The sequence below is a fragment of the Falsiroseomonas sp. HW251 genome, assembly GCF_050563545.1.
Lineage (GTDB): Bacteria > Pseudomonadota > Alphaproteobacteria > Acetobacterales > Acetobacteraceae > Falsiroseomonas.
Genome location: NZ_JBNXUM010000022.1, coordinates 65025 through 91008, shown reverse-complemented (window position 1 = coordinate 91008; position 25984 = coordinate 65025). Strand labels below are relative to the sequence as shown.

General features: G+C 70.4%; 22 protein-coding genes and 2 pseudogenes. 16 read left to right on the top strand and 8 right to left on the bottom strand.

Annotated elements, in window-relative coordinates; translation table 11 throughout:
- Positions 1-1471 precede the first annotated feature (1471 nt).
- Together ACLF3M_RS23970 and ACLF3M_RS23965 are read left to right on the top strand one after the other, a co-directional pair.
- A complete protein-coding gene (locus tag ACLF3M_RS23970) occupies positions 1472-1963 on the top strand; it encodes a tyrosine-type recombinase/integrase (RefSeq protein WP_430659510.1) in 492 nt (163 codons plus the stop codon).
- A gap of 20 nt (positions 1964-1983) precedes the next feature.
- A pseudogene (locus ACLF3M_RS23965) lies at positions 1984-2901 on the top strand (GAF domain-containing protein); the annotation flags it as partial.
- A gap of 233 nt (positions 2902-3134) precedes the next feature.
- On the opposite strand, the gene ACLF3M_RS23960 reads toward ACLF3M_RS23965, so the two are convergent.
- Both ACLF3M_RS23960 and ACLF3M_RS23955 read right to left on the bottom strand, forming a co-directional pair.
- Positions 3135-6452: a CheR family methyltransferase gene (locus tag ACLF3M_RS23960; RefSeq protein ID WP_430659509.1), complete on the bottom strand. Its 3318-nt coding sequence runs from the start codon at positions 6450-6452 to the stop codon at positions 3135-3137.
- Positions 6453-6552: 100 nt separating this feature from the next.
- Positions 6553-6675, bottom strand: a pseudogene (locus ACLF3M_RS23955) (type II toxin-antitoxin system ParD family antitoxin); the annotation flags it as partial.
- Positions 6676-7044: 369 nt separating this feature from the next.
- On the opposite strand from ACLF3M_RS23955, the gene ACLF3M_RS23950 reads away from it, so the two are divergent.
- The 10 genes from ACLF3M_RS23950 to ACLF3M_RS23905 all read left to right on the top strand — a co-directional run bounded on the left by ACLF3M_RS23950 (position 7045) and on the right by ACLF3M_RS23905 (position 17900).
- Positions 7045-9447, top strand: coding sequence for an FdhF/YdeP family oxidoreductase (locus ACLF3M_RS23950; protein ID WP_430659508.1), 2403 nt, complete (start codon positions 7045-7047; stop codon positions 9445-9447).
- A gap of 1 nt (position 9448) precedes the next feature.
- The gene (fdhD, locus tag ACLF3M_RS23945) at positions 9449-10294 is read left to right on the top strand and encodes a formate dehydrogenase accessory sulfurtransferase FdhD (protein WP_430659507.1); all 846 of its coding nucleotides are present in this window, start codon (positions 9449-9451) and stop codon (positions 10292-10294) included.
- Between the two features lie 124 nt (positions 10295-10418).
- Complete coding sequence (locus ACLF3M_RS23940; protein WP_430659506.1) at positions 10419-10847, top strand: c-type cytochrome; 429 nt, start codon at positions 10419-10421, stop codon at positions 10845-10847.
- Positions 10844-11830: a cytochrome c oxidase subunit II gene (locus tag ACLF3M_RS23935; protein WP_430659505.1), complete on the top strand. Its 987-nt coding sequence runs from the start codon at positions 10844-10846 to the stop codon at positions 11828-11830. Before ACLF3M_RS23940 ends, ACLF3M_RS23935 begins: the two co-directional genes overlap by 4 nt.
- 14 nt (positions 11831-11844) lie before the next feature.
- Positions 11845-13791, top strand: a complete 1947-nt coding sequence (ctaF, locus tag ACLF3M_RS23930) for an aa3-type cytochrome oxidase subunit IV (RefSeq protein WP_430659504.1) — start codon at positions 11845-11847, stop codon at positions 13789-13791.
- Positions 13788-14423, top strand: coding sequence for a cytochrome c oxidase subunit 3 (locus ACLF3M_RS23925; protein WP_430659503.1), 636 nt, complete (start codon positions 13788-13790; stop codon positions 14421-14423). The genes ctaF and ACLF3M_RS23925 overlap by 4 nt, the downstream gene beginning before the upstream one ends.
- Positions 14420-14731: a hypothetical protein gene (locus ACLF3M_RS23920; protein ID WP_430659502.1), complete on the top strand. Its 312-nt coding sequence runs from the start codon at positions 14420-14422 to the stop codon at positions 14729-14731. The genes ACLF3M_RS23925 and ACLF3M_RS23920 overlap by 4 nt, the downstream gene beginning before the upstream one ends.
- Positions 14719-15603: a cytochrome c oxidase assembly protein gene (locus ACLF3M_RS23915; RefSeq protein ID WP_430659501.1), complete on the top strand. Its 885-nt coding sequence runs from the start codon at positions 14719-14721 to the stop codon at positions 15601-15603. The genes ACLF3M_RS23920 and ACLF3M_RS23915 overlap by 13 nt, the downstream gene beginning before the upstream one ends.
- Complete coding sequence (locus tag ACLF3M_RS23910) at positions 15587-16006, top strand: c-type cytochrome (protein WP_430659500.1); 420 nt, start codon at positions 15587-15589, stop codon at positions 16004-16006. The genes ACLF3M_RS23915 and ACLF3M_RS23910 overlap by 17 nt, the downstream gene beginning before the upstream one ends.
- A gap of 469 nt (positions 16007-16475) precedes the next feature.
- Entirely contained in the window at positions 16476-17900 is a 1425-nt protein-coding gene (locus tag ACLF3M_RS23905; RefSeq protein WP_430659499.1) for a DUF1254 domain-containing protein, read from the top strand.
- Between the two features lie 322 nt (positions 17901-18222).
- Here ACLF3M_RS23905 and ACLF3M_RS23900 read toward each other — a convergent pair whose 3' ends face one another.
- Genes ACLF3M_RS23900 through dctP form a run of 5 tightly spaced genes read right to left on the bottom strand, consistent with a single transcriptional unit; the run spans position 18223 to position 21633 of the window.
- Positions 18223-18423 carry a hypothetical protein gene (locus ACLF3M_RS23900; RefSeq protein ID WP_430659498.1) on the bottom strand — a complete coding sequence of 67 codons (201 nt, stop codon included), beginning with the start codon at positions 18421-18423 and terminating at the stop codon, positions 18223-18225.
- A complete protein-coding gene (locus ACLF3M_RS23895) occupies positions 18420-18860 on the bottom strand; it encodes a type II 3-dehydroquinate dehydratase (RefSeq protein ID WP_430659497.1) in 441 nt (146 codons plus the stop codon). Before ACLF3M_RS23895 ends, ACLF3M_RS23900 begins: the two co-directional genes overlap by 4 nt.
- 4 nt (positions 18861-18864) lie before the next feature.
- Positions 18865-20160, bottom strand: a complete 1296-nt coding sequence (locus ACLF3M_RS23890) for a TRAP transporter large permease (RefSeq protein WP_430659534.1) — start codon at positions 20158-20160, stop codon at positions 18865-18867.
- A gap of 2 nt (positions 20161-20162) precedes the next feature.
- Positions 20163-20636, bottom strand: coding sequence for a TRAP transporter small permease (locus ACLF3M_RS23885; RefSeq protein WP_430659496.1), 474 nt, complete (start codon positions 20634-20636; stop codon positions 20163-20165).
- Between the two features lie 7 nt (positions 20637-20643).
- Positions 20644-21633 (bottom strand): TRAP transporter substrate-binding protein DctP, encoded by a 990-nt coding sequence (gene dctP, locus ACLF3M_RS23880; RefSeq protein WP_430659495.1) that lies wholly within the window; start codon positions 21631-21633, stop codon positions 20644-20646.
- 176 nt (positions 21634-21809) lie between these two features.
- Here dctP and ACLF3M_RS23875 point away from each other — a divergent pair, with 176 nt between their 5' ends.
- Both ACLF3M_RS23875 and ACLF3M_RS23870 read left to right on the top strand, forming a co-directional pair.
- Positions 21810-22559, top strand: a complete 750-nt coding sequence (locus tag ACLF3M_RS23875; protein ID WP_430659494.1) for a GntR family transcriptional regulator — start codon at positions 21810-21812, stop codon at positions 22557-22559.
- The gene (locus ACLF3M_RS23870) at positions 22556-23224 is read left to right on the top strand and encodes an FCD domain-containing protein (protein ID WP_430659493.1); all 669 of its coding nucleotides are present in this window, start codon (positions 22556-22558) and stop codon (positions 23222-23224) included. Before ACLF3M_RS23875 ends, ACLF3M_RS23870 begins: the two co-directional genes overlap by 4 nt.
- Positions 23225-23366: 142 nt before the next feature.
- Here the strand turns inward: ACLF3M_RS23870 and ACLF3M_RS23865 are convergent, their stop codons facing one another.
- The gene (locus ACLF3M_RS23865) at positions 23367-23576 is read right to left on the bottom strand and encodes a hypothetical protein (protein WP_430659492.1); all 210 of its coding nucleotides are present in this window, start codon (positions 23574-23576) and stop codon (positions 23367-23369) included.
- A gap of 88 nt (positions 23577-23664) precedes the next feature.
- Between ACLF3M_RS23865 and ACLF3M_RS23860 the strand changes: the two genes are divergently transcribed.
- Both ACLF3M_RS23860 and ACLF3M_RS23855 read left to right on the top strand, forming a co-directional pair.
- Positions 23665-24060 carry a cupin domain-containing protein gene (locus ACLF3M_RS23860; protein ID WP_430659491.1) on the top strand — a complete coding sequence of 132 codons (396 nt, stop codon included), beginning with the start codon at positions 23665-23667 and terminating at the stop codon, positions 24058-24060.
- 169 nt (positions 24061-24229) lie between these two features.
- Entirely contained in the window at positions 24230-25924 is a 1695-nt protein-coding gene (locus tag ACLF3M_RS23855) for a DcaP family trimeric outer membrane transporter (protein ID WP_430659490.1), read from the top strand.
- Positions 25925-25984 lie beyond the last annotated feature (60 nt).

Sequence of the window (25984 nt, the reverse complement as noted above, 5' to 3'; positions counted from 1 at the left end):
TCGGCGCATCGGAGACTCTGTTCGCGGTGACACCAGTCCGAGTTCCGCCAAGCGTCGCGTCGTACAGCGCCTGACCGCAGCAGGACCCTGGGCGGCAATGGCCGAGCAAGCCGCCACTACAGCCGATCGCTCTTGGGGCGTGAGCGAAGCGGTGCCGGGTGGCTGCGGTGTCGCGCTGAGTTCGGCGATGTGCCGATTTGTGCAGTCCCGGAAAGCAGCCGGAAGATTGGTCGTGCCCGCACAGGCGGTCCACAAGGCCGATTGCTCTTGGAACGTCAGCGGGACGGTGCTGGGCGGCTGGGGTGCGGAGCTGGTCGGCGTCAGCACAGTGCAGAACACGCAAGCGACCGCAGCGCAAATCCTGCGCTGGCCGGACACGCTCAGGCGTCGTCCACGCCCTGCTGCTCGCCGGAACGGCTTATAGAGCCGGTCGCCCATCAGCGCCAAACGCTTGGCCGCCTGAGCCGATCCCGAAGCGACCCGGCTCGTGGGCACACCTTCACCGTCTTGGCAGTCCGGCAGCTGTCCGCGCGCGTCCAGCGGGCCGTCATCGGTGAAGCTCCGGGAGCATGGATCCGAGACCAATCCTGGTGGCTGCAGGGGCACTGAGCATCGCGCTGCAAGAAGGCCCCGCTGACCAGGGCAGAGGTCAGCGGGGCTGAGGGGAGCGCGCGGGCCTCCACCCGAAGCATCCGAGGACGAGCGCACAGTCGCTCTCCCGGCCCGCGAAACCGATACGTGGCAACACCGAGTCAGTTCGCATTCCGCAATCACCTGTGATGGCCGCGCAGGCACCGCGCTGGCCGGCAGCCGTTACGCTGGGGTGCCGCCGAAGACCGACAGTGCGCCCGGCACGGCTACGGGTTGCCCGGCGGGACGCTCTGGGCTGTGACAGGGAGAGGCGCAGTCACGGCGAGAACACTGGACGAGCTCCGAAGCGCTTCTGATAGCCCAGCTCGCCGCCAAGCGCGTATCGCGTCTTCCGTGCCACCTTACGAAGCCGGGCGCGCGCCGCAAAAGCACCCTGTCTCTTGCAGCATAAACGGCGCCTAGCGCTCGCTGAGCTTGCAGAACGCCGCCGCAGTTTACTCAGGAATCGAGTCCGATGGTCCTGACCCGCCGAACGGATCCGGGCGGAGCGCAATTTTCTCGGGCACTCCGACCCCGCCTGGCTGGCGCGCATGACGCCGGCCGATCGGTGCGGCCTGACCCCGCTGGTCTGCGGCCGCGACATAGAGCGGCGGCTGCATCTGGAGCTCCTCGCCGCGGCGTGAGGCTGCCAACTCTTTACAGAACGCGGGTTTCGTCGAAAGCGTGCACCCACCTCCCGGGCGGAGAAGGAGTTGCGGCGATGCCGTCGGCGGTGCCCGGCAGGCGAAAGGTCAAGAGTGTGCCGGCTGGCCCCGCTGCGGCCGGTGCCGATGGGCACGAGAGCGCCGAGCACTGCCTCTCCCCGGCCCAAGTCGCCCGGTTGCTGGACGCCGCCAAGGCCCGCCGGCACGGCATCCGCGACCACCTCCTGTTGGTGATGACCTACCGCCACGGGCTGCGGGTCAGTGAGGCCGTCGGCATGCGCCGGGACGAGCTCGACCTCGACCGCGCCCGGCTCTGCGTGCGCCGCCTCAAGGGCGGGCTCTCGGTCGAGCAGCCGATCGCCGGTGACGAGCTGCGCGCGGTCCAGCGCTACCTTGGCACCCGCGCCGACGCGCTGCCCTGGCTCCTCGTCGCGGAGCGCGGCCAGCCGCTGACGCGCCAGGCGGTGAACTACATCGCCGCCGCCGCGGCGGCACGCGCTGGCCTGGCTGGCGTCCACCCGAACACGCTCCGTCGCTCCTGCGGCTTCGCGCTCGCCAACGGCCTCGACCTGCGGCTCATCCAGGACCACCTCGGCCACCGCGACCGCCAGCACACCGTCCACTACACCCGCGCGCCGGGCCGGCGCTTCGAGGGGCTCTGGCGGTGAGCGCCGCGCGACGCCCGGAGATGCTGGAGGATGTGTCCTGGCCGCCCGGCAAGGGCGAGATGCCCCGGCGCATCCGTGAGCACGACTGGGGCGCGACACCGCTCGGCCCGATTGAGCGCTGGTCCCCCAGGATGCGCACCTGCGTGGAGGTGGTCCTCGGATCGGCCTTCCCAAGCTTCATGCTCTGGGGCGCGGAACGCACCATTCTGTACAACGACGCCTACGCAGGCATCCTGTTCGATAAGCACCCTGCCGCCTTGGGCCAGGCGTTTCGCGCGGTCTGGCCGGAGATCTGGGATGTCCTCGACCCGCTCGTCCACCGCACGATGGTGGGTGGCGAGACGCACACGATGGACGACCTGCCCTTCGTCATGCGCCGCAAGGGCTACGCCGAGGAGACCTGGTTCTCGTACTCCTACGCGCCGCTGCGCAACGAGGAGGGGCGGATCGCCGGCCTGATCTGTACCTGCATGGAGACGACGGCGCGCGTCCAGGCCGAGGCGGCGCTGCGCGAGAGCGAGGCGCGCCAGGCCTTTCTCCTGCAGCTCACCGACGCGCTGCGCCCGCTCGCCGACCCGGCCGCGATCGTCGGCGAGGCCAGTCGGTTGATCGCGGAACGGCTGGACGCGGACCGCGCCTTCTATGTCGAGATGGACGAGGCGGCCGGCATTGCGCGCGTCGAGCGGGACCTCGTCCGCGGCGATGCGCCGTCGCTCGCAGGCGTGCACCGGCTGGTCGATTTCACATGGTCGGTCGGCATCCTGCGCCGTGGTGAATGCCAGATCGTCGCCGACACGCAGGACCCGGAGACGATCCCGGCCGTGGACCGCGCAGCTTATGCGGCACTCAGGATCATCGCCTTCGTCGGCGCGCCGCTCGTCAAGCATGGACGCCTCGTCGGCGTCTTCTCCGTTGCGATGGCCCGCCCACGAGTCTGGACCGAGCAGGAGGCCCGCCTGCTCCGCGAGGTGGCAGAGCGGATCTGGGCCGCGGTGGAGCGCGCTCGCGCCGAGGCAGCGACGCACGCAGGCGAGGCGCGCTTCCGCGCGCTGGTGACCGCCGGCGCCAACATTGTCTACCGCATGAGCCCGGACTGGCGGTTCATCAACCACCTCGACGGCAGGCACATGCTGCCCGACACGACCACCCCGGCCGAGAACTGGGCGGACACCTACCACCTCCCCGAGGACCGTCCGCGCCATTCTGGAGGCCGGTGGGCAGGCGCCGGAGCGCGAAAGCGGCAACGGCTGAGCCCAGCAGCGGCCCGGTCAAAAGGGGGAGCCGCGCCGCGGACGGGCGCCTTCGCCCGCGTCAGACCGGCCGGGGAGCCATCACAGCAGGGGCGGCACCAAACATTTAGGGCCGCACGCGCAGCGGCATCTCGATCCGGCAGGTCACGCCGTCCGCGCCGAAGGCGAGCCGGCTCTTCGCCCGCGCTGCGTAGGCAAGGGCCCGCTCGATCAGCTCCCGCCCGTAGCCGCGCCGGGACGTGTCCGCCGGCATGGCGACGCCGCTCTCCCACCAATCCAGCGCGAGCAGCGGACCGCCATCCGCCGCGCCGTGGTCCTCGACCGTCCAGCGGATCTCGAGCCGTCCCCCCCCCGGTCTTGAGCGCGCCGTGCTTGACGGCGTTGGTGGTGAGCTCGTGCAACGCGAGGGCCAGCACCTGGAGGCGTTCGGCGCCGAGCGCCACCGGCGGCCCCGCGAGGGTGACCCTGCCGTCCCCGACCGCCGCGGCGTGGGCACGCAACTCGAGACGGATGACAGCGGCGAGGTCCACCGGCCCACCGCCCGTCTCGCTGACCAGGCTCTGCACACGGCCCAGCGCGGCGAGTCGCTCGGTCAGCTCCTTCGGCGTGCCCTCGCGGCCCAGGGTCTGCATGACAATTGCCTGTACCACGTTCAGCAGGTTGCGGGTGCGGTGTTGCAGCTCGGCGACCAGGGTCCGCTGGTAGACCTCGGCCTCGGTCAGGCCGGTGACGTCGACGAAGGTTGCCACCACGCCGTCGATGCGGCGGTCGCCGTTCCGGTACGGCGTCAGTCGCACGAGGTAGTGGGCGCTCGCCTCCTCATGGTCGAGCCGCCTCTCGAGAGGCTCGCCACCGGCCATGACCGCGGCGATGTCCGTCTCGAAATCGGGCAGCTCGATGCGAGCCGAAAGGTCGGTGATTGGCCGTCCGCGGTCGCCGGGAAGGAGGTTGAACACGCGCTTCGCGGCCGGGGTGAAGCTGCGGATCCGGAGCTCGCGGTCGAGGAAGACGGTGGCGACGTCGGTGCTCTCGAAGAGGTTGTTCAGGTCGTCATTGGCGCGGTCGAGCGCCTCGACCTTGGCGTTCAGCTCCAGGTTGACGGTCTGCAGCTCCTCGTTGACCGACTGGAGCTCCTCCTTCGAGGCCTCGAGCTCCTCGTTCGTCGACTGCAGTTCCTCGTTCAGCGACACCAGCTCCTCGTTCGACGCCTTCAGTTCCTCGAGCGCCGTCTCGTACTCCTCGATCAGCGACTGCAGCCGCTCGCGCGTCTCCCGCAACTCCGCCTCCAGGCGCGGCGCCGTCCCGTCCTGAGCGGCCCGGACCGCGCCGAGTGCCTCCTCGCGGCTCAGCACCGGACCCTCGTCGGTAAAGAGGATGAGGTAGAGTTGCTCGGCCCCGCCGCGGTCACGCAGCGGCTCCACCGTGAGCGAGACCATCTGGACGCGCCCGTCCTCCTCCTCGACGGCAATGCCGCGGCGCGTCACGGCGCCGCCGGTCTCGACCGCCTCGCTCAGGGTGGTCCGCAGGTCGAGCCTGAGGCCCTTGCGGGCCATGGTCAGCACCTGGCGGGTCGGGAGCCCCGCTGCGACCTCGAGGTACTTGCCGGTCCCAGCGGAGGTGTAGGCGACCTCGCCGTCCCGGTTAACCACCGTGAAGGGCGGTGCGAACCGCTCCAGGACCTGGCCCTCGACGGCCTGCCGCAGCGCGATCCCCCCGGTGACCGTCGGCCGCGGCACCGGTTCCATCGCGCGTCCGGGGCGCAGGCCGATCAGCGTCATCGGCAGCCGAACTGCCGGCGTCCCGTCCGTCCGGCGGACGAAGATGCGGTTCTGCTTGTCCACGGGGGCGAAAAGATCGGCGAAGGTGCCGATGTTCTCGGACGTGCCGAGGAAGAGATGCCCGCCCGGCCTCAGCGCGTAGTGGAACACCGGGAGGACCTGGTTCTGTGCGTCCGCGCCGAAGTAGATCAGCAGGTTGCGGCAGGAGACGAGGTCGATGCGGGAAAACGGCGGGTCGCGCAGCACGCTGTGCGGCGAGAAGATGCAGACGTCGCGCACTTCCCTCGTGACCAGGAAGCTGCCGCCGTCGGGGACGAAGAACCGTGCGCGCCGCTCCGGGCTGACGCTGTCAAGCAGCGGCCCGGGGTAGCGCGCCGCGCGGGCGACGGCGAGCGCGCGGGCGTCGATGTCGGTGGCGAAGACCTGCACACGCGGGACCACCTGGAGCCGGTCCATGTGCTCGCGCAGGAGGATGGCGATCGAGAACACCTCCTCGCCCGTGGCGCAGCCGGGAATCCAGACGCGCACCGCGTCGTCGGCACCGCGCCCTTCGAACAGGCGGGGTATCACCGTCGAGGCGAGGGCCTCGAAAGCGTCGGTGTCGCGGAAGAAGTTAGTAACGCCGATCAGCAGGTCGCGGAAGAGGGCGTTCACCTCCTCCGGGTCCCGCCGCAGCAGCTCGACATAGCCCTCTACCGTGTCGAGCGCGGTCACCTGCATGCGCCGCTGCACCCGCCGGAGGAAGGTCTTCGGCTTGTAGGCCGTGAAGTCGTGGCCGACCTGGTTGCGGAGGATCGCGCAGATCTCCGCCCGCGCATCCTCGACGGCCCGGACGTCCTGCAGCGGGCCGGGAGCCGCCGTCAAGTCGTCGAGCACCCGCAGGCCATGGGCGAACTCGACGAGCCGCGTGCCCATCTCCGCCGCGGGCAGGGCGAGGTCGACGAGGCCGCTGGCGATCGCGCTCTCGGGCATTTCCGGTCGGCCCGGCCCGTGGCCATCGGCCACCTGTGCCAGGGTGAGGCCGCCGCGCTCCTTGATCGCCTTGATGCCGAGCGTGCCGTCGCCGTCTCCGCCCGAGAGCACCACCCCCGCCGCGTGCTCGCCCTGGTCGGCGGCCAGGGCGCTGAAGAAGATGTCGATCGGCTTGCGCTCGCGCCGGCCGGCATTGGGCTTGGTGATCCTGAGCCGCCCCCGCTCGATGCCGAGGAGCGCGTCGGCCGGGAGGACGTAGACGTGGTCCGGCTCGACCCGCTGGCCGTCGGCTGCAACCTGCACCGGCATGGGCGTATAGCGCGCCAGGATCTCGTGCAGGAGGCTCTCGCGGTCGGGGGACAGGTGCGTGACAACGACCACGGCGAGGCCGGGACGGTCCGGCAGTCCTTGCAGGAACCCCTCCAGCGCCTCGATGCCGCCCGCCGAGGCGCCGACGCCGACGATCGGGAAGGCCTTCGGCTCCATCATCGAAGGCCCCGGCGCGGGGTGGCAGTCTCCGCCCCGTTCTCAGCCGCCTCGCCCTGGTGGCGGCGCGTGTTGCCGGGTTGCCCTCCAACTCTCGTTCAAGCAGCCGGAGCCCGGCCCGCATCACCTCGCTCGCGCTGCGGAAGCGGCCGGAAGCGACCTGCGCCTGGACGAAGGCGCAGAGGTGCTCGGTCAGCGAAATGCTCAGATTGTGCTTGCTTGGCATCGCCCCTCCAGCGCGCCAGCCTACCCTCTGAATGCGAAGGATTACGACCCTGGAGAGATCACGCGTCGGCTAGTCGGGAGGCCAAAGGGCCGGGCGCATTCCTCAGCGCGCTCTGCGGACTTCTGGGGCGAGCCAGTGCTTTACGCCGACCATGCCTTTGCTGCGCGATGGGCGCGCGCAGGTGCCTTCACCTACGCTAGTGCCCAGGGCGTTGACGGACGTCCTGGTCGAGCGGCTTCACGGAGGGAGTTGCGCCGGCACCCCGCCGCGTCGGTCACGCGACGTTGCAACGCCTTCCGCGGTGGGACGCTCGATACGAACGCGGCCTGCCCGCGTTGATGCTGCCTTGCGCATGGAGCGGAGCGACGGATGGCGGGCCCCTCGAAGACGCCGCGGATCGAGGAGTATGAGGGGCCGGCCGGCGGCTACGGCTCCCTTCGCGCGGTCGGTGGGATCCTGCTGCGGGAGGAGATCCCCGGCCGCATCGCGACGCTGCAGCACCAGAACAAGCCCGACGGCTACATGTGCGTCAGCTGTTCCTGGGCGAAGCCGCCGGAGCCGCTGCCCTTCGAGTATTGCGAGAACGGCGCCAAGGCGACGGCATGGGAAACCACGCGGCGGCGCGTAGAGCCCGACTTCTTCCAGAAACACAGCCTGGCGGAACTGGAAGGCTGGCTGGACTACCATCTGGAGGAAGCTGGCCGCCTGACCGAGCCGATGCGCTGGGACCCCGCCACCGACCGCTACCTGCCGGTGAGCTGGGAGAGCGCCTTCGAGGAGATCGGCCGGGAACTCGGCGCGCTGCGCGCCGATCCGGACCAGGTCATCTTCTACACCAGCGGCCGCGCCAGCCTGGAAGCGAGCTACATGTTCCAGCTCCTCGCCCGGCTCTACGGCACCAACAACCTGCCTGACAGCTCCAACATGTGTCACGAATCCACCAGCGTGGCGCTGCCGGAGAGTATCGGCGCCCCGGTCGGCACGATCACGCTGCAGGATTTCGACCAGACCGACCTTATCCTCTATCTCGGGCACAACATCGCGACCACCGCGCCGCGCATGCTGCACCAGTTCCAGCACGCCAAGCAGCGCGGCGCCACGATCATCAGCGTGAACCCGCTGCGCGAACGCGGGCTCGAGCGCTTCACCGATCCGCAATCCCCGCGCGAGATGCTGACGGGATCGGAAACGCAGATCTCCGACGCGATCCTCCAGGTGCGCGTCGGTGGCGACCTCGCGGCGCTGACCGGCATCTGCAAGGCGCTGATCGCGATGGACGACGCAGCCGGCGCCGGGCCGACCGACAAGGCCGCGCTGCGCGAGGACACGGAGAACGACGCCGCCTACGGCGTCAAGGCCGCCGCCGCGCGCGCGACGTCCCGCCGCGTGCTGGACCATGACTTCATCGCCGCGCACACCACCGGCTTCGACGCACTCGCCGATCATTGCCGGTCCGCGGAGTGGGCAGAAATCGAGCACGTCTCCGGCCTTTCGCGATCACAGCTGGAGGAGGTGGCCGCGACCTATGCGCGGGCGGATCGCTGCATGGCGCTCTACGGGATGGGGCTGACGCAGCATGTCGGCGGCGTCGAGACCGTGCAGATGCTCGCCAACCTGCTGCTGCTGCGCGGCAACATCGGCAAGCCCGGGACGGGCATCTGCCCGGTGCGTGGCCATTCCAACGTGCAGGGCCAGCGCACCGTCGGCATCACCGAGAAGCCCGACCTGGTCCCCCTCGACAGGCTGGAGGAGCTCTACGGCTTCAAGGCGCCGCGGCACGAGGGCTACTCCACCGTCGCCGGGCTCGAGGCGATGCTGGCGGGGAAGCTGCGCGCTTTCGTCGCGCTCGGCGGCAACGTGGTGCGCGCCGCGCCGGACCAGCCGCGTGTCGAGGCGGCGTGGCGAAAGCTGCGCCTGACCGTCGCGATCGCCACCAAGCTCAACCGCAGCCATGTCGTGCATGGCGAGATCGCCTATCTGCTGCCCTGCCTCGGCCGCCTGGAGATCGACGAGCAGGCGAGCGGCCCGCAGATGGTCTCGATCGAAAGCAGCGTCGCGCAGTTCCACGGATCCTGGGGCCAGGTGAAGCCGGCCTCGGACTCGCTGCGGTCGGAGCCGGCGATCATCGCCGGCATCGCCCAGGCCACGCTGCCGCCCAATCCGCGAATTCCGTGGCAGGATTGGGTCGGCGATTACGGGCTGGTGCGGGACGCGATCGAGCGCACCTGGCCCACCACCTTCACCCGCTTCAACGAGCGCATCCGCCACCCCGGCGGCTTCCCCCGGCCCCTTGCGGCGCGCGAGCGGAGCTGGAGCACGCATACCGGGAAGGCGAATTTCCTGCTGCCGACGCGCCTCTTCGCCGGCGCCCCTGACACGCTCGACCTGCCGGACGTGCTGCAGCTCACGACGTTCCGCAGCAACGACCAGTTCAACACCACGATCTACGGCTACCACGACCGGTTCCGCGGCGTGCGCGGCACGCGCCTGGTGGTCTTCATGAACCAGGCCGACATCGCGCGGCTGGGGCTGGAGGCGGACGCGGCGGTGGACATCGAGACCGCGCTCGACACCGACGGCGCGGTGCGTCGCGTCGAGGGTTTCCGCGTCCTGCCCTACGACATCCCGCCGGGCTGCTGCGGCGCCTACTTCCCGGAGGCGAACCCGCTCGTGCCGCTCAGCCATCGCGACACGCGGGCGCATACCCCGGCCTACAAGGCGATACCCGTGCGCGTCACGCGTTCGCGCGCCGCGCAGCCGCGGATCGGCTGAGATGGACGCGGCCTGCCGGCTGCCGAGCCTGGTGGTGCGCGGCGCCGTGATGATCCCCGGCGCGCGCCTGGCCGCCGAGGAAGCGCCCGTTGCCATCGACTATGCCGGCCACACCCATGCAGTGCTGATGGCGACGCCGGCCGATGTCGAGGATCTCGCGGTCGGCTTCACCCTGACCGAGGGCCTCGTGCGAAGCCTGGACGAGATCGAGGAAGTCCAGGTGATCCCCCGGCCGGACGGGCTGGTGGCGCGCCTCTGGCTGACGCCCGACCGCTGCCGCGACCTGGAGGGGCGGCGACGCGCCCTGGCCGGGCCGACCGGCTGCGGCCTCTGCGGAGTGGAGAGCCTGGAGGCGGCGGTCCGCCCGCCGCCGCCCGTGCCGCCCGGCGGCAACTTCACGCCGGCCGACATCGCCGCCGCGCTGGACGCGATGGCGTCACGCCAGGCGCTGGGCTTGGCGACGCGAGCCGCGCATGCCGCGGCGCTCTGGCTGCCGGGCGAGGGTTGCGTCGCGCTGCGGGAGGATGTCGGCCGTCACAACGCGCTGGACAAGCTCGCCGGCGCGCTGGCGCAGGCGGGGCGCAGCGCGGCGGGCGGCATCGTCGTGCTGTCCAGCCGCGTGTCGGTGGAGATGGTGCAGAAGGCGGCGAGGCTCGGCGCGGCGGCGATCGCCGCGGTTTCCGCGCCGACCGCGCTGGCCGTGCGCACGGCGGAGGCGGCCGGCGTCACGCTCATCGCGGTGGTGCGGGCGGACGGGTTCGAGATCTTCGCAGGCGCCGCGCGCATCGCCATGCCTACGGACTGCACCGCGCTTCCGTTGGACGGTGATGCGATCGGCCTGGGTTGAACCGGCGCGAAACAGGCGCGGCCGCAGAGGCCGAACCTGACCGGACACGCGACGTTCTGAGCTGCAAGCAAGCAATCGAGACGGCGAGGATGGCGTGGTTGCAGGGCGGCACATCAGGGCGTCGATGCTGCTCCTTGCCGCGTGGCTGACGGGATGCGGCAGCGAGGATCGCGCTGTCGATCGCGAACCCGTCCGCACGCCCCCGCGCAGCGCGGAGGATGCGCGCATCCCGTATTTCCAGGACAACCGCTTCCAGGTGGCGCGCGGTGGCCGATACTTCGCGTGGTACGGTTGCGACCGCTGCCACCAGGAATCCGGCGGCGCGGCGCTCGATCTCGCGGATGGCGATTGGCGCCATGGTGGCGACTTCGACGCCGTCTTCGTCTCCATCGCGGATGGAAGGCCGGGCATGCCGGCCTACGCCGCCCGCATGCCGATGCAGACGCTCTGGCAGGTCACCGCCTATGTGCGCGACCTCGAGAAGCAGACGCCGCAGATGCGCCGGCGCCAGAGCCTGGACCAGCAGCCTGAAAGCAGGGGGGGCGGGTCGTGAGGCGTTGGCCCGTGCTGCTGGTCGCAGGCTTTCTCGCGGCCTGCGGCGGGCCACAATCCGCCCTGGATCCCGCCGGCGAAGGGGCATCGCTGCTGCACGGCCTGTTCGGCCTGATGCTGTGGGTGTGCGGCGGGGTGTATCTCCTGACGCTTGCCTTCCTGGCCTGGGCGATCCGGCGTTCGCGAAAGGCCGCGGCGTCGGCCGGCGGCGAGGGCCGGCTGCGTGCGGGGTTGGCGATCTGGACGGTGCTGGTCGTCGCCGGGCTGTCGGTGCTCGCCACCGCAAGCTTCGCGGTGGACCGTGCGCTGGCTGCCGCGCGCGGCCGCGACGCGCTCGAGATCCGCGTCACGGCGCACCAATGGTGGTGGCGCGTCGCCTACCGCGATCCCGCGTCGGGAGACTGGATCGAGACAGCGAACGAGCTGCACCTGCCGGTCGGCCGCGCGGCCCGGCTGGAACTGATCGCCGGCGACGTCATCCACAGCTTCTGGATCCCCAATCTCAGCGGCAAGCTCGACGTCATCCCCGGCCGGCGGAACCTCCTCGACCTCACGGCGGAGCGGGAAGGCGAGTATCGCGGCCAATGCGCGGAGTTCTGCGGCCTGCAGCATGCGTTGATGGCGCTGGATGTGCGGGTATCGCCACCGCGGGATTTCGCGGCCTGGCTTGCCGCACAGGCCGCGCCGGCGGCGGAGCCGGGCGATGCCGTGCTGGCGCACGGACGGACCCTGCTGGAGGACGGCCCCTGCGCGGCCTGCCACACCGTGCGCGGTACGGCGGCGCGCGGGCAGGCCGGTCCCGACCTGACGCATGTCGGCGGGCGACGCAGCATCGCCGCCGGCACGCTGCCCAACAACCGTGGCAATCTGCAGGGCTGGATCGTCGATCCCGACGCGCTGAAGCCGGGGACGCTGATGCCGGCGATGGAACTCGCGCCGGACGATGCGGATGCGCTGGCGAGGTATCTGGAATGGCTGCGCTAGCGCGCCTTCTCGCCATGGCCGGCCTTACCTGGATGGTGGCGTTGGCCGACCGGCCGCGCCGCGCGCCGGTCGAGCCGGTGCTGCCCGTCCCGTCCGACGACGCCGCGCGCCTGGCCGCGACATGGGGCGACAAGCCCGGCCTGATCGGCTTCCTTGCCACCGTCGACCACAAGCGCATCGCAGCTCGCTACCTCGTCACCACCCTCGCACTGCTGGTCGTCTCCGGCATCCTCGCGCTCGACATGCGCATCCAGCTCTCACAGCCGGAGATGCAGCGCCTCGGGCCGCAGGGCTACAACGAGGCCTTCACGCTGCACGGCTCGACCATGCTGTTCCTGGTCTCCGTGCCGGTGATGGAGGCGATGGCGATCTGGCTCGTGCCGCTGATGCTCGGCCAGCGCAACCTCGCCTATCCGCGCCTCGCGGCCTACAGCTACTGGCTCTACCTCGGCGGCGTGCTGATGCTCTGGGTGCCGCATGCGCTCGGCGTGACACCCGACCTCGGTTGGTTCGAATATCCGCCGCTTTCTGGCCCGACCTATGCGCCCGGCCACCGCGCCGATGTCTGGGCGCAGATGATCACCTTCACCGAGGTCGCCGCGCTCGCAGCTTCGGTCAATATCGCGGTGACCATCCTGAAGATGCGCCCGCCGGGCATGACGCTGGCGCGCATGCCGGTGTTCCTCTGGGCGATGCTCGTCACCTCGGTGATGACGGTGCTGGCGCTGCCGGCGGTGATGCTGGCGACGAGCCTGCTGATCGCCGACCGGCTGGTCGCGACGCAGTTCTTCAGTCCGCAGGCCGGCGGCGACGTGCTGCTGTTCCAGCACATGTTCTGGTTCTTCGGCCACCCCGAGGTCTACATCATCTTCCTCCCGGCCGTCGGCTTCGTCTCCGCGATCGTGGAGACCTTCTCGCGCCGCGTCCTGTTCGGCCATACGGTGCAGGTGCTGGCCATCGTCTCGGTGGGGCTGCTCGCCTTCGGGCTGTGGGTGCACCACATGTTCGCCGTCGGCCTGCCGCGCCTCGGCGCGAGCTTCTACACCGCGGCGAGCATGGCGATCGCGCTGCCGGTCGGGATGCAGATCTTCTGCTGGATCGCCACGATCGCCGATGGCCGCCCGCGCTTCGCCACGCCGCTGCTCTGGGTCGTCGGCTTCATCGCCACTTTCGTCATCGGCGGCCTGTCGGGCGTCATGACCGCCTCCGCCCCGCTCGACCTCCAACTCACGGATACATATTTCATCGTCGGGCACCTGCACTACGTCCTGGTCGGCGGCGCGCTGTTCCCGCTCTTCGGTGCGCTGGCCTACTGGTATCCGAAGGCGACCGGCCGGCTGATGTCGGAACGCTGGGGCAAGATCGCGTTCTGGCTGGTCTTCGCCGGCTTCAACATCGGCTTCTTCCCGATGCACCTGCTCGGCCTGATGGGCATGCCGCGCCGCATCTACACCTACCCCACCGCGATGGGCTGGGGGACGCTGAACCTGGTGGTCTCCGCTGGCACTCTCATCGCTTCGCTCGGCGCCGCGGTGATGGTGGCGAACGCGCTGCTCAGCCTGCGGCTCGGCCGGCCGGCGGGCGACGATCCCTGGGGTGGCTCCACCCTGGAATGGGGCTGCGCCTCGCCGCCGCCGCCGTACAATTTCGCCGCGACGCCGGTGGTCGGCAGCCTCGTTCCCTGCTGGGAGCCGCGGCCGCGGCGGGTGATGACGGGGCTGTCGCTGACCGACCGAGAGGTGCTCGTCACCTCGGTCGGAGAGGCGGCGCCGGAGTACCGCCAATTCAGCCCCGGCCCGTCGATCTGGCCGCTGCTGGCGGCGCTGGCGACGTCCGCGTTCTTCGTCGGCAGCATCTTCACGCCCTGGGCCGTGGTGTGGGGCAGCGTCCCCGTCGCGGCGACGCTGATTGGCTGGTTCTGGCCGCGCGCGCGGCACGAGGAATCGAGGGCCGAGACATGACGGTGCCTGGGCAGGCAGAGGCTCCTGTCGTCGTCGGCGATCTCTCCGGCCTGCCGGACGACATCATTGGGATTCGCAACACCAACAGCTGGGGCCTGGTCGGCTTCATGCTGATCGAAGGCATGGGCTTCGCCCTCGCCGCGGTCTGCGTGCTGTATCTCGCGACCCTCGGCACAGGCTGGCCGCCCGAAGGCACCGCGCCGCCCGACCATCTCTACGGCGCGCTGTTCACGCTGGGCCTCGTCGCCACGGAGTGGCCGAACCGCTGGCTCGCCCGGCGCGCCCAGGCGCAAGACCTGCCTGCGATGCGCCGGGGCATGGTGCTGATGACCCTGCTGGGCGTCGTGCTTCTCGGCATCCGCGCCCTCGAGTTCCTGCACCTGAACGTGCACTGGAGCGACAACGCCTACGGCTCGACCGTCTGGCTGCTGATGGTGCTGCACACCACGCACATCGTGACCGATGTCGCCGACACCGCCGTGCAGGCCGGCTGGCTCTTCATGCGACGGATCGAGGAGAAGCAGTACAGCGGCGCCGTGGACAACTGCGCCTACTGGGACTTCGTCGTGCTGAGCTGGCTGCCGCTCTACGGCCTGGTCTACTGGCTGCCGCGGCTCTGGGGGCCGTCATGAGCGGGCGGGCGCTCGGTGCGGCGGCGATGCTGCCGCCGGTGGCCTGGTTCCTGTTCCAGCAGGGGCTGGGCCTCGTGGTGCGGATCGCCTGCGAACGGGGCGGCCCGCCGATCGGTCCGGCAATCGGCGCCGCGGCGCTGCTGCTGTGCGCCGGCGCGGCCTGGATCGGGTGGCGCGGGCTGCGCACCGGCGGGGCGGAGACGCAGGCGCTGCTCGCCGGCCTCGCGCTGGGCTGCGCCGGGGCCTTCGGCCTGGCGATCGCCTTCCAGCTCGCGGCAACGGTCATCGAGGCGCCATGCTTCCGCTGAGCCTTGCCCTGCTGCTCGTCGCGGGCGGGGCGCAGGCGCATGGCGCCGGCAATGCCGCGTCGAGCTGGAGCCTGGATGCCTGGACGGTCCTGCCCCTGCTGGCAATGGCCATTCTGCTCGGCCGCGGCACGGTCCGGCTGGCGCGGCGCGCGGGTCGCGGCGCGGGGCCGCTGCGGCGGCAGAGCGGCGCGCTCGCGCTGGGCTGGGCGTGCCTTGTCCTGGCGCTCGTCTCGCCGCTGGCGTCGGTCGGCCACGTTTCCTTCTCCGCCCATATGCTGCAGCACGAGCTGCTGATGCTGGTGGCCGCCCCGCTTATCGTGCTGGGACGGCCCACGGCGGTGCTGGCCTGGGGCGTGCCGGCTGCCGGACGCCAGGGTCTGGCCTGGCTGCTCCGGCCCCTGCGCGCGCTTGGCCGCGCCGCGACGCAGCCGCTTGTTGCCACGATGCTGCAGGCGGCCGTGCTGTGGCTGTGGCACGCCCCGCCGATCTTCGACCGCGCGCTGCGCTTGCCCGCCTGGCACGCAGCGCAACATCTGTCTTTCCTGCTCGCCGCGGTCGCCTTCTGGGTCGCGATACTGGACCGCTGCGGCAGGTCACTCGGGGGGCGGAGCCTCGCGGCGCTCTGTCTGTTCGCAAGCTCCCTCGTCTCGGGCGCGCTGGGCGCGCTGATGGCGCTGTCGGAGAGTCCCTGGTACGCGGGCTACGCGGCACTTGGCCTCACGCCCTCTGGTCTCTCGCCGGCCGAGGACCAGCAGCTCGCGGGACTGTTGATGTGGGTGCCGGGCGGCCTGCTGCATGCCGGAGCGGCGCTCGCGCTGCTCGGCCGCGCGCTGAGCCAGCCCGCGGAGGTGCCGCATGCCCGCCTCGGTTAAGTGGCTGCTGCTCCTCCTCGGCCTTGGCGTGCTCGCGGCCGGCGCGGCCGTCGGCGTGCAGGCATGGCAGTTGCGGAGCGAGCGCCGCATCCTGGCCGCCGAGCATACGGGCGGTGATGTGGAGGCCGGGCGTGCGGCGATCGAGCGCTACGGCTGTGGCGGATGCCACCGCATCTCCGGCGTGCCAGGCGCCAGCGGCCGCGTCGGTCCGCCGCTTGCCGGCCTTGCGCGGCGCTTCTACGTGGCGGGGCGACTGTCCAACCGACCTGCCGAGCTGATCCTCTGGATCAGCCACCCTCGCGAGGCCGATCCGCGGACCGCGATGCCCGACCTCGGGGTGGACCAGCGTGATGCGCGCGACATCGCCGCGTATCTGCTAGCCCTCGGTCCGCCTGTGCCGTAACGGCCCGCGACAAGACAACTTCGGCAGGCGCCTGGTCGGCCGAGTTGCCGCGGAAGCGCTCACCGCCCTGGAAGGAGATACCCGTTCGCGAGATAGGCGGTCTCCGTCGCATTCGAGCGCAGACGGACCGGCCCGAAATTCGCGCCCGTCGCCCGGTAGACCAGCGCGCCGGCGCCGGTCTGGACGTGCTCGACGATGCCGTCGCGGTGCGTCGCGGCGATCTGGCCGAAATCGTCGATCGAGGCGGACCATGCTGTTGGTGGCGCCTGCTGCCTCTATGCCGACCCGCCCGGGCTGGGCGCCGCCCCATCCATCCGACCATTTCCGACTACGAATTAATGCCATGGCGATCCCCAGGCCCGTCTAGTCTGGCATTGTTACGACGCGAAAGCGACGGGGCACGAGGCTTTCGGCTCGACGGCGGCCTTGCCACCCGGTCCTGCGCGCCATCGGTCACTTGGAAGGCTCTATGAAGAAGCGAGACCTCATCCACGCCTCGGCGCTCGCCGGACTGGCCGGCCTCGGCCTGCCCCGGCCCGCCCTGGCCCAATCCAACCGCCCCGGCGTCGTCGGCAGCTTCGAAGCCGCCGAGGCTGCCTTCGTCTTCGGCCTGCCGATCGTGATGAACTACGCGGTGATGTACGAATACGCGATCGACCGCTCCAACTCGCAGTTCAAGGCGCCGTTCAACACGCTGTGGAACGACGCGCAGGTCTTCACTTGGCGCGACACCGCGATCCCGACGCCGAACAGCGACACGCCCTACTCGCTGGGCTGGATGGACCTGCGCGCCGAGCCCGTGGTGATCTCGGTCCCCGACGTGCCGGCCGGCCGCTACTTCTCCTGCATGATCTGCGACGCCAACACCTACAATGTCGGCTACATCGGCAGCCGCGCCACGGGCCAGGGCGCAGGATCCTGGATGGTGGTCGGGCCGGGCTGGCAGGGCCAGACGCCGCCCGGCATCAAGGGCGTGATCCGCTCCACCACCTGGTTCACCCTCGCGGCCTTCCGCACCCAGCTCTTCGGCCCCGACGACATCCCGGGCGTCGTCGCCGTGCAGCGCGGCTACAAGGTGGAGCCGCTGTCCGCCTTCCTTCGCCAGCCCGCGCCCCCGCCCGCGCCCGATATCCGCTGGCCGCGTATCACGGCCGACCTCGCGAAGCACCATTTCTTCGACTACCTGGCGTTCGCGCTGCAGTTCAATGCGCCGCAGCCGAACGAGGCCGCAATCCGCGCGCAGATCGCCTCCATCGGCATCGACGGCCGCGGCACTCCGATGCCGCAATCCTTCGTCGACCGGCTGGAACTGCTCGCCGCCGCCTTCGAAGGCGAGCGCAAGGTCGAGGCCGCGGTCGCCGCCGCAGGCGTAGCGATGAACGGCTGGCGCGTGACGCCGATCCCTGGCAGCCCGGAAGGCTACAATGGCGACTGGATGCTGCGCGCCGTCGCCGCCAAGGCCGGCATCTACGGCAACAGCACGGAGGAGGCGACCTATCCCTTCAGCCGCACGACGGCGTCGGGCGAGACGCTGGACGGCGGCAAGGGCCGCTACACCCTGACCTTCGGCCCGGGCCAGCTGCCGCCGGTGAACGCCTTCTGGTCGGTGACCATGTATCACGGCGACAACCAGTTGCTCGTGCAGAACCCGATCGACCGCTACCTCATCAACACGCCAATGCTGAACGGGATGAAGCGCGACGCCGATGGCGGCGTGACCATCCACATCCAGAAGGACGATCCCGGCGCCGATCTCCGCCCGAACTGGCTGCCTGCGCCGGACGGGCCGATCTACGTCGTCATGCGGCTCTACTGGCCAAAGACCGAGGCGCCGTCGCTCCTGCCGATCGGCCAGGGCGCCTGGAAGCCGCCGGGGATCGTCAAGGTCGGCTGAGATAGGACGCTTTCCCTGCCGCGGCGGGCAAGCGCTGCGACAAAGGCAGAGGGGCCGTGAGCGAATGTCTGCTTAGGGTCGGACTTTGCTGTAGCCGTCGGGCGGAACCTGCGACCGCGGAGTTGGGCGGAACTCGGGCGTTGGGCGTCCGCTTCGGCCTCGACACCGGTGGTAGCCCCTTCGCCCGGCAGCTACCGACCGGCTGGAGGGCCAGCAAACATCGTGTTCGCTCGCAGCCGAGCCGCGCCGACTTGACGCTCCGCGAACCTGCCAATCGGCCGTCGGCCATGACGGCCGAAAGGAGAGGGATGTTGCGCCCGTCTCAGCTCATACGCTCGGCCGCGGTCAGCGGCTCGCCCGGCGCGTCGCCGTCGAGGCCGAGCTTGTCGAGGTCGACTTTCCGTTTGAGCAGGCGCAGCCCCTGCGCCTCGCCTTCCTGCTCGTGCATCGCTGGCGTCAGCGAGGCCTGGATGCCGCTGCCGATGAGGCCGAGCAGCAGGCGGGGCTTCTCCACCTCGATCATGGCTGGTCAAGCATCTCCTTCAGCGATCGCACCGCTGTTGCATAGCCGCGCGCGCCAAGACCCGCGATCACCGCCGTCGCGACGCCGGAAACCAGTGAGTTTTGGTGCAGCACATCGCGGGCATGGATATTGGAGATGTGCAGCTCGATGATCGGGCGCGGGAACATCCGTAGCGCGTCGATCACGGGAATCGACCGGAAGCTGAGACCGGCCGGATTGATCACCATCCCCGCGGCATCGGTATCGATGGCGTCGTGGATCCACTCGACCAGCTGGCCTTCCCAATTGGTCTGGCGGAACACCAGCGCGTCGTTGCCGGCCTCGGCGCGGCACATGGCCTCGATCTCGGCCAGCGTGGTGCGGCCGTAGATCTCGGGCTCGCGCTTGCCGAGGCGGTCGAGGTTAGGGCCGTTCAGGATGTGGATGGTGCGGGGCATTGCTTCAGCCTTGATAGCCGAGCTGGCGCGGCAGAAAGAGCACGAGCTCGGGGACGTAGGTGATCAGGAACAGCGCGGCGACCATCGCGACGACGAAAGGCAGGGTATCGCGCACGACGGCCATCAGTGGCTGGTCCGACAGCTTGGCGCAGATGAAGAGCAGCAGCCCGTAGGGCGGCGTGACGAGGCCGATCATGATGTTGACCACGACCACCACGCCGAAATGCACCATGTCGATGCCGAGCGCCTTGGCCGTCGGCACCAGCACGGGGATCACCACCAGCAGGATGGTGCTGCCTTCCATGAGGCAGCCCAGCACCAGCAGAATCAGGTTCACGACGAGCAGGAACTGCCACCGGGACATCTCCCATCCCGCCAGGATCCCGCGCACGGTGTTGGGCACGTTCTCGCTGGTGATGACGTAGTTGAGCGCCAGCGCGCCCGCGATCAGCATGCCGATCGCGGCGGTGGAGCGCGCGCTTTCCACCACGGCCGACCAGGTCTGGCGCAGGGTCAGGCTGCGATAAAAGACCGCGGCGATGAACCAGGCGTAGGCGGCGGCGACGGCGGCGGCTTCGGTCGGCGTCATCACGCCGCCATAGATGCCGCCCAGCAGGATCACCGGCATCAGCAGCGCCGGCAGGGCCTCCAGCGTCAGGCGCGGGAACTCGCGCAGCGGCACCTTCTCGGAGATCGGGAAGTCGTGGCGATGCGCCATCCAGCTGTTGATGCCCATCTGCGCCAGCGCCATCAGCAGGCCCGGGATCACCCCGCCGAGGAAGAGGTAGCCGATCGAGGTGTCCGCGACGAGCGCGTAGAGCACCATCGGGATCGAGGGCGGGATGATCGGCCCGATCACCGCGGTGACGGCGGTCAGCGCGGCGGCGTAGCTCGGGGTGTAGGCGCCGCCCTTGGTCATCATGTCGATCTGCACCTTGCCGCTTCCGGCGGCATCGGCGATCGCGGAGCCGGACATGCCCGCGAAGATCACACTCTGCACAACGTTGACGTGGCCGAGCCCGCCGCGGAAGCGGCCGACGAGCAGGTCGCAAAATCGCAGCAGCCGGTCGGTCAGGCTGCCCGCGTTCATCAGTCCCGCGGAGAAGATGAAGAGCGGCACGGCGAGCAGCACGTAGCTGCCGTTCAGCCCGTTCAGCACCTGCTCTGCCGCGGTGGACATGTCCTGCCCCGCCGCGCCGAGATAGACGATGGTGGCGCAGATCATCGCGACCCCAATCGGCAGCCCCAGCACTGAAAGGCCGAGCAGCGCGATCAACATCAGGGAGAAGGGCGTAAGCATCGTCACGGGCGCCCCGTCAGCCGCTTGCCGGTGACGGATCGCCACACGATCAGCGCGTGCCGCACAATCTGCCCGACCGCGAAGATCAGGTAGACGGAGTAGAGGACGTCGAAGCGGATCCCGAGATAGGCGGTCTTCTCCACCTTCATGAAGGCGACGTAGTCCGCCATCGCCGGCAGCGACCAGCCGAAGATCACGACTACGGTCGTGCCGGTGATGACGTCCGCCACGCGCTTGATGCCCGGCGGCATCGCGCCATAGATCACATCGAAGCGGATCTCCTCCTCGTCGCGCAGCACCAGCCCCGCGCCCCAGAGGATGCCCCACACCCAGCACAGCGTCGACAGCTCGGCCGTCCAGCTCAGCGGCGCGTTCAGCACGTAGCGCGTCACGATCTGCAGCATGAAGGCGACGAACATCACCACGAGCAGCGCGGAGAGGACGTCCTCCGCGCGCCGGCCGAGCCACCCGATCATCGCGGCTTCACGTCACGGCATTGATGCGGTCCAGGATGCCCGCCGGCCAGCCCTGCGACTGGGTGGAGGCGAGGTAGCGGCGCTGCGCCTCGGCCCGGAAGGCCGCGACATCGGGCGCGTAGACCTCCAGGCCCTGGGCCTTGAAGAAATCGACGCACTCCTGCTCCTCCGCGAGGTGCCGGCGCGTGCTCTCCGCGATCGCCTTGTCGGCGGCGGCCTGGATCGCGCTGCGCTGCGCCGCCGTCAGCCCGTCCCAGAAGCGCGCGGAGACCGAGAGCAGGTCATAGGCGACGAGGTGGCTGGTCAGCACGAACTGCGTCGTCACCTCGTAGAAGCGTTGCGTGCGGCTGGCCGGCAGCGGGTTGTCCTGCCCGTCAACCGTGCCGGATTGCAGCGCGGTGTAGAGTTCGGCGAAGGCGACCGGCGTCGGGTTGGCGCCCAGCGCCTCGCCCAGGAACTGCCAGGTTTCGCCTGGAGGCATGCGCAGCTTGATACCGGCCATGTCGGCGGGCGTCGCGATGCGCCGGCGCGGCTTCAGGTTGACGTGCCGCGTGCCGAAATAGAGCGGGCCCAGGATCTGCACGTTGAGCTGATCGCGCGCCATCTTCTTGAAGTCCTCGCCGATCGGGCCGGCGAAGACCTTGCTCATGTGATCGACGTCGCGGAACAGGTAGGCCGAGGCCATCACCGACCAGGCCGGGATCTGGCGCGAGAAATCCTGCGGCGCGAGGTTCGCCATCTCAACATTGCCGCGCTGAACGGCGACCAGCTCCGTCCCCTGGCGGAACAGCGTGGCGTTGAGGTGCAGTTCCACGTCGAACTCGCCGGCGAGGTCGCGCTGGAAGCCCTTCATCGCATCGGCGCGGATGTCCTGGTCGGAGAAGACGGCGGTGAAGCGAATCCGCCGGCGCTGCTGCGCCTGCGCCATCAGGATCGGCGCGGTGGCGAGCGCGCCGGCGGCGCCGAGCAGCGGGCGGCGCCCGATGAGCGATGTCATGGTCGTTTTCCTTCCCTGGACGGCGACCGCTCGGCCGCTTCTGCCCTGGACGCTAGTGGCCGAGATTATCATGATCAAGCCACATTCGGCATTTCATCGGATATTTCGACTACTAACCTATATTGCGGGCCGTCGGCTGTCGGTCGATACTCCCGCCAGCGGCAGGGAGGATCGGGTTGGGCAGCGGCACCAGCACGACGGCAGGCACGCATGACGGCGGCGAGGCCGCCTACCGCCGACTGCGCAGCGATGTGGTGCTCGGGCGCCTGGCGCCGGGTCGCAAGCTTGGCCTCGATGGGTTGCGGGAAATCTACGGCGTCGGCGTCGGCACCCTGAGGGAAGCCCTGAACCGCTTGGCGAGCGAGGGTCTCGTCGTCGCCGAGGGCCAGCGCGGCTTCGCCGTCGCGCCTGTCTCGTCCGAGGATTTCGCGGAGGTCGCCGATCTGCGCCTGCTGCTCGAGAAGCACGCGATCGAGCTGTCCTTCGCCGCCGGCGACCTCGACTGGGAAGGACGCGTGGTCGGCGCGCATCATCGCCTCGCGGTGCTGGAGCGACGGCTGTTGGCCGGCGAGAACGCGGATGCCGCGCTGTGGAAGCGCTACGATCGTGAGTTCCACAAGGCGCTGATCGATGCCTGCGGCTCAGCCGTCCTGCTGGAAACCTATGCCGCGGCCTATGACCGCTATCTCCGCTACCAGATGGTCGCGGTGGTCTTCCGCGGCGCAGTGGCGGCCGACCAACATGCGGCGCTGCTGGACTGTGCCTTGGCCCGCGACGCAGACCGCGCCTGCCAGGTGCTGGATGCGCATGTCGAGGGCTGCGTCGAGCATGTCGTGCGCAACCGTGCCCTGGCGCCCTTCGCCGCCGCGCCGCGTCGTCCCCGTCCCGCCGATCCGCCAACGCCGCGCGCCGCCGCCAAACGATGAACGCCGTGCTGGACCGCCCGGAGACCGCAGGGGAGCGCGCGTATCGCGCGATCCGTGCCGACATTCTGCGCGGCGTTCTTGCGCCGGGGCAGAAGCTGAAGCTGGATGCGCTGCGCGACACCTACGACGCCGGCATCGGCACATTGCGCGAGACGCTGAGTCGCCTCGTGGCAGAACGCCTCGTCGTGGCGGAGGGCCAGCGCGGCTTCGAGGTCGCGCCTTTCTCCGCGACGGAACTGCGCGAACTGGCAGCGCTGCGCCTGCTGCTGGAAGGCCACGCGATGGAGCAGTCCTTCCGCGCCGGCGACGTCGAATGGGAAGCCCGCGTCGTTGCGGTCCACCACAAGCTGTCCCAGGTGCAGGATCGACTGGGCGGTGGTGATGCCGCGGCGCTGGATGCCTGGCGGCGCTTCGATGCACAGTTCCACCAGACCCTGATCGCGGCCTGCGGTTCGCGCACGCTGATGGCGACGCATGCCGCGGTCTTCGACCGCTACCAGCGATATCAGAACCGCGCGCTCGGCTTCCGCGGCGAGATTGCCGTGAGGGAACACGCAGTGCTCCGGGATGCCGCGCTGTCCCGCGACGCGGGGAACGCTCGGGCCGTGCTGCGGGTGCATATCCTGGGCGGCGTGGATCACGCGCTGGCTAACGGCGCCTTGTAGGGCACCCAGGCCCGCGACCCGCCCTCGGCCCTTCCACCGATCCGCCCCATGCGATGTCCCCGGCTTGTTGCACGGAGGCGCGATCAGAAGGGATGCCGGGGGCATCGGGCAAGGGGGCCTTGCGGACCTGGCTGCGCGCCCTTCAGCGCGTCGTCGCCGTCGCGGCCGCGACGGAGCCGAAAAGCGTGCGGACGCCGGACCCCAGGCTGGTGATCGCCATCACCCCGACCACGACGACCACGCCGGCGATCACCGCCAGTTCCGACACTGTCGAGCCCCGGCGGTCGGCCCGCAGCGGGCGCAGCCTGGCCTTGAGCCGTCGAGCGATCCCGGCTGATGCTGCGGTGGCCATCTCGTCTGCATCCCCTGGCGGTTGGTGCCGGGAAGATGCCGGGGTGGTGTGATGCTGGGATTAACGGCGTGAATGACCGGGTTCGGCGATGAGCTTCGAGACGAAATCCCTGCCCGCCCGTCACGATGTCGTCGCGCCCGACGGATCGGAGGTGCGGATCCTGCTGCAGCGGCCCGGGGGTAGCATGGCGCATTTCCGCCTGGCCCCGGGCGAGGTCGCGACCGCGATCGTCCACCGCACGATCGAGGAGATCTGGTACGTCCTGGCCGGCGCGGGGGAGATGTGGCGACGGCACGGCGAGCGCGAGGAGGTGGTGCCGCTGTCGCCCGGCACCTGCCTGACCATCCCGGTCGGCACGCGCTTCCAGTTCCGCGCGACGGCCGACGCGCCGCTGGACGCGATCGGGATCACCATGCCGCCCTGGCCCGGGGATGGCGAGGCGGTGGCCGTGGACGGCCCCTGGACGCCGACCGTCCCGCGATAGGGTTCGGCGGCGCCATCGGCAGCATAGCAGAGCGTGCCAGGGCCGCGCGTCGGGCAGGCCTTTGCCGAGCCGCGCGGGATGGCGCGTCAAGCGGCGGGACGCCGCGCGCAGGAAGCGGTGGCGCCGTCCCGTTAGCATCGGCGCACCGACCGAGAGGGGGAAGTGTTCCATGCGACAGCGCGCGGGCATGGCGTTGGTGCTGGCCTCCCTGCTGGCCGCCGGCGGTGCGGCCGCGCAGACCGGCGACGCCGCCGCGCTGGCCGAGATGCGCCGGCAACTCGACGAGATGCGCCGGCGGATGGAGCAGCTGGAACTGCAACTCGCCCGCGCCCAGGCCGCGCAGCCGCCGCCCGCCGTGGCCGTCGCGCCGGCCCGGCCCGCGCCGCGGCCCGCGCCGATTGCCGCGGCGCCGCCGGCTGCCGCGCAGGCAACGCAGGCCGCGCAGCGCGCCGAGGCCGCGGCACGCGATGCCCGCGCCGCGGCCGAGGAGGTGCAGGCCGCGCAGCGGGTCGCGACGGCGCCGCAACTGCAATCCACCGTGCCGGGCCTGCTCCCGCCGGAGCCGATGAACAGCCAGGACGCCACGGGCGACGCGCTGCGGTCGGACCTGCCGGGCATCGCCTTCCGCGTGCCGGGGACGGACACGCAGGTCAGGCTCTACGGCTTCGCCAAGGTCTCGGCCTGGCAGGATTTCAACGGGCGCAACCAGACCGACGCGCCGCTGCCCGGCGGCATCCCGCTGAACAACAGCGCCGCCGACCAGCAGGGCGGCGATTTCGGCATGACCGCGCGCTTCAGCCGCTTCGGCGTGGACACGCGCAGCCTCACGCCCTGGGGCACGCTGGAGACGCGGATCGAGGGCGATTTCGGCGGGGGATCGCCGACCTCCTCCAACGCCGTCTTTCGCCTCCGCCAGGCCTTCGGCGAGATCGGCACGGAGCGCTTCCGCGTGCTGATCGGCCAGGCCAACAGCCTCTGGAACGAGGGCCTCTACGAGACGCTGATCGACGCCACCAACCTGAACCAGTCCTTCATCCGCCAGGCGCAGCTGCGCGTGACGGGCCGGCTAGGCGAGGGGCTGGTCGGCCAGCTCTCGCTGGAGGCGCCGGACACGCAATACACCTCGGCGGCCGGCGTCTTCACGCCGGGCAGCAGCCTGGATGGCGGGCTGAGCCCCGCCTTCAACGCCGCGCCCGACCTGCTGGGCCGGCTGACCTGGCGGCGCGACGGGCTGGAACTCGGCGCGCGGGCGCTGGTCCGCGACCTCTCGATCCGCACCAACGGCACGGCGGCGACGGGCGGCGACGCCAGCGCGCTGGGCTGGGGCGTGGCGGGCCATGCCCGCTTCCCGATGCGCTGGCTGTCGGAGGGCTTCGGCCAGGACGAGCTGCTCGGCATGGCCTATACCGGTGCCGGTATCGGGCGGTACTTCGCGGGCAGCACCAACGGGCTGGACGCCACGTCCAATGTCGGGCTGCCCGGCGTGACGAGCGTGTCGCTCGACCCCGTGCCGGCCTGGGGCGTGACGGCGGGCTATCGCCGCTTCTGGACGCAGACGCTGCGCAGCAACTTCAGTTATTCCTACTCGCACCAGGACTACCAGGATTACGTGCTGCAGTTCACGCCGGGATCCGCATCGGCCACGTCGCTCAACACCAACATCCAGCAGGTCTTCGCCAACCTGATCTGGAGCCCCTTTGCCGAGACGCGCAACGGCGTCTTCGGCAGCGGCTGGTTCGATGTCGGGATCGAGTATCTCTGGACGCAGCGCGAGGTCTTCGGCGGCAACGCGCAGACGCTGCCGACGGGGACGTCGAAGGGCATCGCCAATCGCGTGCTCGTCGCGGCGATCGCCCGGTTCTGACGAGGGAACCCTCTCCACCCGCAGGGGGGAGAGGGCAGGGTGAGGGGGGTGAGGAGCAAG